This is a genomic window from Mycobacterium sp., from assembly GCF_052145595.1.
GTDB lineage: Bacteria > Actinomycetota > Actinomycetes > Mycobacteriales > Mycobacteriaceae > Mycobacterium.
Genome location: NZ_JBKQOI010000176.1, coordinates 1 through 5,691, shown reverse-complemented (window position 1 = coordinate 5,691; position 5,691 = coordinate 1). Strand labels below are relative to the sequence as shown.

Annotated in this window: 3 protein-coding genes and 1 pseudogene; 1 reads left to right on the top strand and 3 read right to left on the bottom strand. The window is 65.7% G+C overall.

Going from position 1 to position 5,691, the window contains the following annotated elements; translation table 11 throughout:
• The 3 genes and pseudogenes from ACLP4W_RS16580 to ACLP4W_RS16570 all read right to left on the bottom strand — a co-directional run.
• A partial coding sequence (locus tag ACLP4W_RS16580) for a helix-turn-helix transcriptional regulator (RefSeq protein WP_442387710.1) occupies positions 1–3,262 on the bottom strand: 3,262 nt, incomplete at its 3' end.
• A 474-nt stretch (positions 3,263–3,736) separates the two neighbouring features.
• Positions 3,737–3,814 (bottom strand): annotated as a pseudogene (locus ACLP4W_RS16575) (hypothetical protein); the annotation flags it as partial.
• 232 nt (positions 3,815–4,046) lie between these two features.
• Positions 4,047–4,619: a TetR family transcriptional regulator gene (locus ACLP4W_RS16570; protein ID WP_442387708.1), complete on the bottom strand. Its 573-nt coding sequence runs from the start codon at positions 4,617–4,619 to the stop codon at positions 4,047–4,049.
• A 96-nt stretch (positions 4,620–4,715) separates the two neighbouring features.
• Between ACLP4W_RS16570 and ACLP4W_RS16565 the strand changes: the two genes are divergently transcribed.
• Positions 4,716–5,210 (top strand): sigma factor-like helix-turn-helix DNA-binding protein, encoded by a 495-nt coding sequence (locus tag ACLP4W_RS16565; protein ID WP_442387706.1) that lies wholly within the window; start codon positions 4,716–4,718, stop codon positions 5,208–5,210.
• Positions 5,211–5,691 lie beyond the last annotated feature (481 nt).

The following is a 5,691-nucleotide window of genomic DNA, read 5'->3' as shown; positions in this document are numbered from 1 at the left end:
GGACGCGGGAAGTGACACCGAGCTTGGCGTAGATGTGGGTGAGGTGGGTTTGCACGGTGCGCGGCGAAACGAAAAGCCGCGCAGCGACGTCGTTGTTGGTCAGTCCTTCCACGACGAGTCGCACCACGTCGCGCTCGGTCGGTGTCAGCGACGTCCAGCCGCGGGCGGGGCGCTTGCGGCCAGTGTGGCCGCGCAGCGCGTACGCGATCACTTCGTCGGTGGACAGCGCGGCCCCTTCGTCCCATGCGCGGTCTAACTCGTCGCGCTCCAGCGCATTTCGCACCGTCGCCACCCAGCGTTCGTATCCCGCGTCGTAAATCTTGAAGCGCACGAGGCCCGTGCGGTTGCGGATCGCCTCCGCCGCACCGAACATTCGCGCCGCCTCCCGCAGACTGCCGGCATCGGCGGCCACCCCGGCGAGGCATTCGAGGATGTCGGGGACGGCCAGCAGCGCCTGCACCTTCGCGGCGCACGCCAGCCCCGCACGGGCGTGGCGTTCGGCCAGCGCCGGGTCCCCCTCAGCGATCGCGACGCGCGCGCGGGTGGCCAGCGCCGCCGCCAGGTGCCCCCCGCTCATTGCCGACACGGCGATATCCGCCCACTCACGCGCCGCGGTGAAATCACCATGGGCCAGTGCGACCTGCGCCAGTGAATTGATGTCGTACAACGCGAGTTCCTGCCGAGCACCCAGCCGCTTGCGGGCCGCCGCGCTCGCTTCCGCCGCCGCCGCGACATCACCTGCGGCCAGGGCCGCCGTGGCTAGCGCGGCATAGCCGTAGCCCTCGCTGTAGCCCCCGAATCCTGCGGCTGCCTCGACGGCCGCTTCGGCGGTCGACCGCGCCTGGTCCGCCTCACCGTGGCAGGCCAGCGCGTGGCTCAGATTGACCCGGCCGCACCACCTGAAGAGGAAGTCATGAGCCGCGTCGGCCTCGTCCGTCACCTCGCGTAACTCGGCGATCGCCGTTCTCACGTCGCCATTCATCATGCGTGCCGAGCCGAGACACCAGCGGCATTGTCGGGAATGCAAACGGGCGCCGATGGCGTCGGCGAGGTCACGCCCTTCCTCGCCAGCCGCTCGTGTCACGCCGGCATCGCCTGCGACGTGGGCCGCGAACGCCTGCCAGGCCAGGATCTGGCACAGCGTGAACCCGTCTCCCAGTGCCCGCGCGATCTCCATCGCCTCGGCGAAGTAGGGTCGAGCCCCATCGACGTCATGGGAGGCGATGCTCCCACGCGCGATCAGCGCGCGGACCAGCAAAGCTGGGTCCCCGACTTCGCGTGCGATCGCCAGCGCTTGTTGGACCTGATCGGCCTTCTCGCGGTTGGCTCGCGACGCATGGAGCACGGCCCTATCGGCGAGCGCCCGCGCCCGCACCGCGGGCGCCAATTCGCCCTGCTGGACGCCCGGGTGGTCGAGAACGCCGTCGAACCAGGCCAATCCCTCGCTGACCCGGCCTCGGATGAGCCACAGTGACTGCAGTGACGACGCGAGCTGCAACGCGAGGTCGTGATCGGCATTGTCACGGCTGAAGGCGAATGCGGCGCGGAGGTTGTCGATTTCGATTTCGGCCAGCTCGAGCAGCCGCTCGTGACCGGCGCGGGCCGGGCTGTCCAGCTCGGCCGCAAGTGACGTGTAGTGATCGCGATGACGCGCACGCACGGCGCTCTCCTCACCGGACTCGCCGAGCTTTTCCAGCGCGTACGCGCGCACCGTCTCCAGGAGCCGGTAGCGCATCCGGGGGCCGTGGCTTTCGGCCATCGCAAGCGACTTATCGACCAGCATGGTCAGGTGCTCGAGCACCTGGTCGCGGTCAAGCGCATCGGCGGCCCCGACCGCCTGGGCGGCCTCGAGATCAAATCCGCCCAAGAACACGGCCAGCCGGCGGAACAAGATCCGCTCGGACTCGCTCAGCAACTCATGCGACCAATCCTCTGAGGCGCGTAACGTCTGGTGACGATGCAGTGCCGTGCGACCACCGCCGGTCAGCAGCCGGAAGCGGTCTTGAAGACCGTCGAGGATGTCGTTCAGCGATAGTGCGCGCACCCGCGCGGCGGCCAATTCGATGGCCAGCGGCATCCCATCAAGACGCCGGCAGATCTCCCGCACGGTGTCGACGTTGTCGTCGCTCAGGACGAAATCGGGGCGAACCCGGCGGGCACGGTCGGTGAACAGTTCGATGGCTTCGTCGGCCAGCGACAGTGACGGCACCCGCCAGGTGACCTCGCCGGGCACCCCGGTCGGTTCGCGACTGGTCGCCAGTATGGTCAACCCCGGGCATGCGCCGAGCAGGGCAACGATGCGAGGCGCGCAACTGTCGAGCAGGTGCTCACAGTTGTCGATTACCAACAACATCCGGCGGCCGCCGATGAAACCGGTCAGTGTGTCGAGTATGGCGCGGCCGGGTTGATCGGGTGCGCCCAGTGCACGGGCAACAGTCACCGGCACCAGGTGAGGATCGGTGACAGGCGCCAGGTCCACCCACGACACGCCGTCGCAAAACTCGCCGGCCAGCAGGGCCGCGACCTGAACCGCTAAGCGTGTCTTGCCTGCGCCGCCTGTTCCGGTCAGGGTGACGAGTCGATTGCGGGCCAGGATTCGACCCACCTCACGGATCTCGGCATCGCGACCCACGAAACTTGTCAGCTCCGCTGAAAAAGGTTCCTCAGCACAAACATTCAGCGTTTGAAGCGGCGGAAACTCGTTGCGAAGGTCGGGGTGGCAAACCTGCACCACCCGTTCCGGGCGCGAGAGATCCGGCAAGCGGTGCCTGCCGAGATCCATTAGCCACACATCGGCGGGGAGCCGGTCGGCTGCCACATCGTGGGTCGTGCCCGACAGCACGGTCTGGCCGCCGTGCGCCAAGTCGCGCAGGCGCGCGGTGCGGTTCATCGTTAGACCCAAATAGTTGCCGTCGTCGAGCAGCTGCACCTCGCCGGTGTGCAAGCCGATCCGCAGCCGGATCGGCGCCGGCAGCACCATCCGCTGCAACTCCACAGCGCAGGCCAGCGCGTCGCTGGCGCGTGTGAAGGCCGCCACGAAGCTGTCGCGCTCGCTCCCGTCCACCGGCCGCACACCGTGATGGGCGGCCACGATGTCCCACACGGCGTCATCATGTAGCGCAACCGCGCTGATCTGGTCAGGCTCAGCCTCCATCGGCCGCGATGAGTCCTCGACTTCGGCCGCCAGCAGCGTCACCGTCCCGGTGGGCAGAAGCCCGTCGACGTCCCGGCCGCTCGGGTTCGACGCCGACCTGGCCCCCATGACGCCGTCATGTTTGCCCATACGCCGTGACCAACGGTGGCTCGACATCAGTGTCATCTCTCTTGGGTCCGTTGCCCGCGCCTGACGGTCGATCCGGTCCGAACCCCGACCGTCGCGCGCGTGCCGCTGTGCAGCCCACATGTGGCCGCGAGAAAGGTGACGTGGGACCGGTGATGGCCCTGTCGGCCAACACCTGCATCAGTTGTCTGCAAACCGAACATCTTGCACCTACGTCGTGAGGGGCACGTCGGACTATTGGTCTTCGGGCGTCGGTGCCCCGCAAGGCGCTATAAGCCGAGTGTGGAGCGCTCACAGCGGGTAGGCATGCGTAGTCCACTACTCGAATTTGCTCGCATGCAGTACCCCACTCGTGTCGGGCCGTCACGCCGTCACGCGGGCCGATGGACGCAGCGTCATGGAGCCACCACGACCCAAAGGCGCAAACCCCGGACTCACAACGGGGATCTTCCCAGCTCAAGTCGGCTTGCTCTTGCTCTTCAAATCCGTATCCCGGCTCGGCTGCACCCGCTTCGGCTCGCCCGGCATCTTCGGGGTGCCACCGTGTTACCGATCATGCTCAGCTGCGTATTTCCAGCGTGCGAGCATCAGCCATGCGACAGGTTGTCGGGCGAGTTTTCGTCCGTCTCAAGCGGGCCTGCCGACATCCGAGGCTCCAGGCACCACCACTGTCCTCCTCCAAGGCTTCGAACACAGCCCTGCGCTTATCATGGGCAGACGCTGTGGGGCCTGAGCCATCCACAAACCGATGCACCTGCTTTCGTCGCTACCGCCCAAGTAGGCGTTCGACGGCGTCGCGAATAATCTCGCGCTGCGGCTTGGGGGCCGATACGTCGGCGACTGTCAGGACCTCGAGGCTGCTGCTCGTGGTCCACAGCGAGGCGACGTTGATGATCAGCGCCAACAGCACGCCGGGTTCGAAATGGTCGGATACCGTGCCGTCGGCTTGCGCCTTCGCGATCGCGTCAACGGTGGCCCTGGCGTTCTGCACCGCGAACAGATGGGGTCCCTCATGACCGCGCTCGAGGCGCCGCCAGCTCACCAGCCGCCTGATCTCCGGATATTGCCTATACGTGTCGGCCAGTCTTGCGGCATACCCGGCGAGATCGGTGCCATCGATCGGGGTGGACTCGATGACCTGTCGCACGACCGATTCCCAGACCGCGTCGAACAGCCGGTCCTTGCTTCCGAAATAGTTGTAAATCTGGGCCTTGTTGGCCCCGGCATTTGCGGCGATGCGGTCTACACGCGCGCCGGCGATGCCGTATTGGGCGAACTCGGCGCGGGCGGCGTCGATCAGGCGCTGACGGGTCGCTGCGGCGTCACGGATGACAGTCATTGCCACAGAATAGCTAACTAACTAACTAGATAGTTGACACCGAGCATGATCGCAGCGTAACTTCCTAACTATCTAGTTAGTCAGGAAGAATCCCCTATGCTCGGCTCCGACCCCTGCACCAGCGCCAGCTGCGCGCCTTCGGCCCGACTAACGCAGGCGGCGTTTCCGCACCAGGCTTACGCGCCACCACAAGGAGACAAAACAGAAACCCTGGACCGATCAACGGGGGTCACACAGGTGTCCACCACACCACTCGAGCCCGGCCACGCCTCCGTTGCGCCTAGCAGCCGGATTGCGCAGGACGGGGTTCGATCCCGATTAAGAGTCATAGAGCCGGCCCCGACCGCGCAGCAGCCAGATGCTGTAGGTCGCCTGAACTCGGGTTCGTCCCCGGGTACCGACCAGCAGCTGAGACCGCTGATCGCAGATGCCATGCGGCAGTTGCCTTTCGAGCACCGCGCAGTGATCTACAGGGCCTATTACCAGGGATGGACGACCGGCAGAATCGCCGACGAGCTGAATATCACCGAAGCTGCCGTGAACTCACGACTACACGATGGCCTACACACACTACGGCTCACATTCCACTGAATGGGGCGGCGGCGTTGAGGCCCAACCAATGACCATCAGAGCCACCTCTTCCGTTTTCCTGCCGATCGCCGGCGCAGTCGCCTCGATGGCTGGCATGTTGACGGTTGCGACGCGCACCCTCAAGTGCGCTTGGTTCGCCTGGTCAGATCCGTATCCCACGATGGCTGCACCCGCTTCGGCTCCCCCGGCATCTTCGGGGTCCCACCGTCCCACTGATCATGCTCAGCTGCGTATTTCCAGCGTGCGCGCATCAGCCATGCGGCAGGTTGTCGGGCGAATTTTCGCCCGTTTTCAGACAAAAGCGCTTCGACCCTAGCCCGAAGTTACGACGGCTTTCGGGCGTGATCTGATCCCTGAGCTGGACAGAGGGCTGTGAACCGGCTTAGATATGTAGTCAGAATTATTGGCGTGTCGCATTCACTGATTCGTCGATACCCGATAGGATGCTGGCTATGCCGCGTAAGCAGGGCCGAGTTCACGT

Coding starts and splice junctions, on each gene's coding strand:
- ACLP4W_RS16565 (WP_442387706.1), top strand. CDS start 4,716: ATGCTCGGCTCCGACCCCTGCACCAGCGCCAGCTGCGCGCCTTCGGCC.
- ACLP4W_RS16570 (WP_442387708.1), bottom strand. CDS start 4,619: ATGACTGTCATCCGTGACGCCGCAGCGACCCGTCAGCGCCTGATCGAC.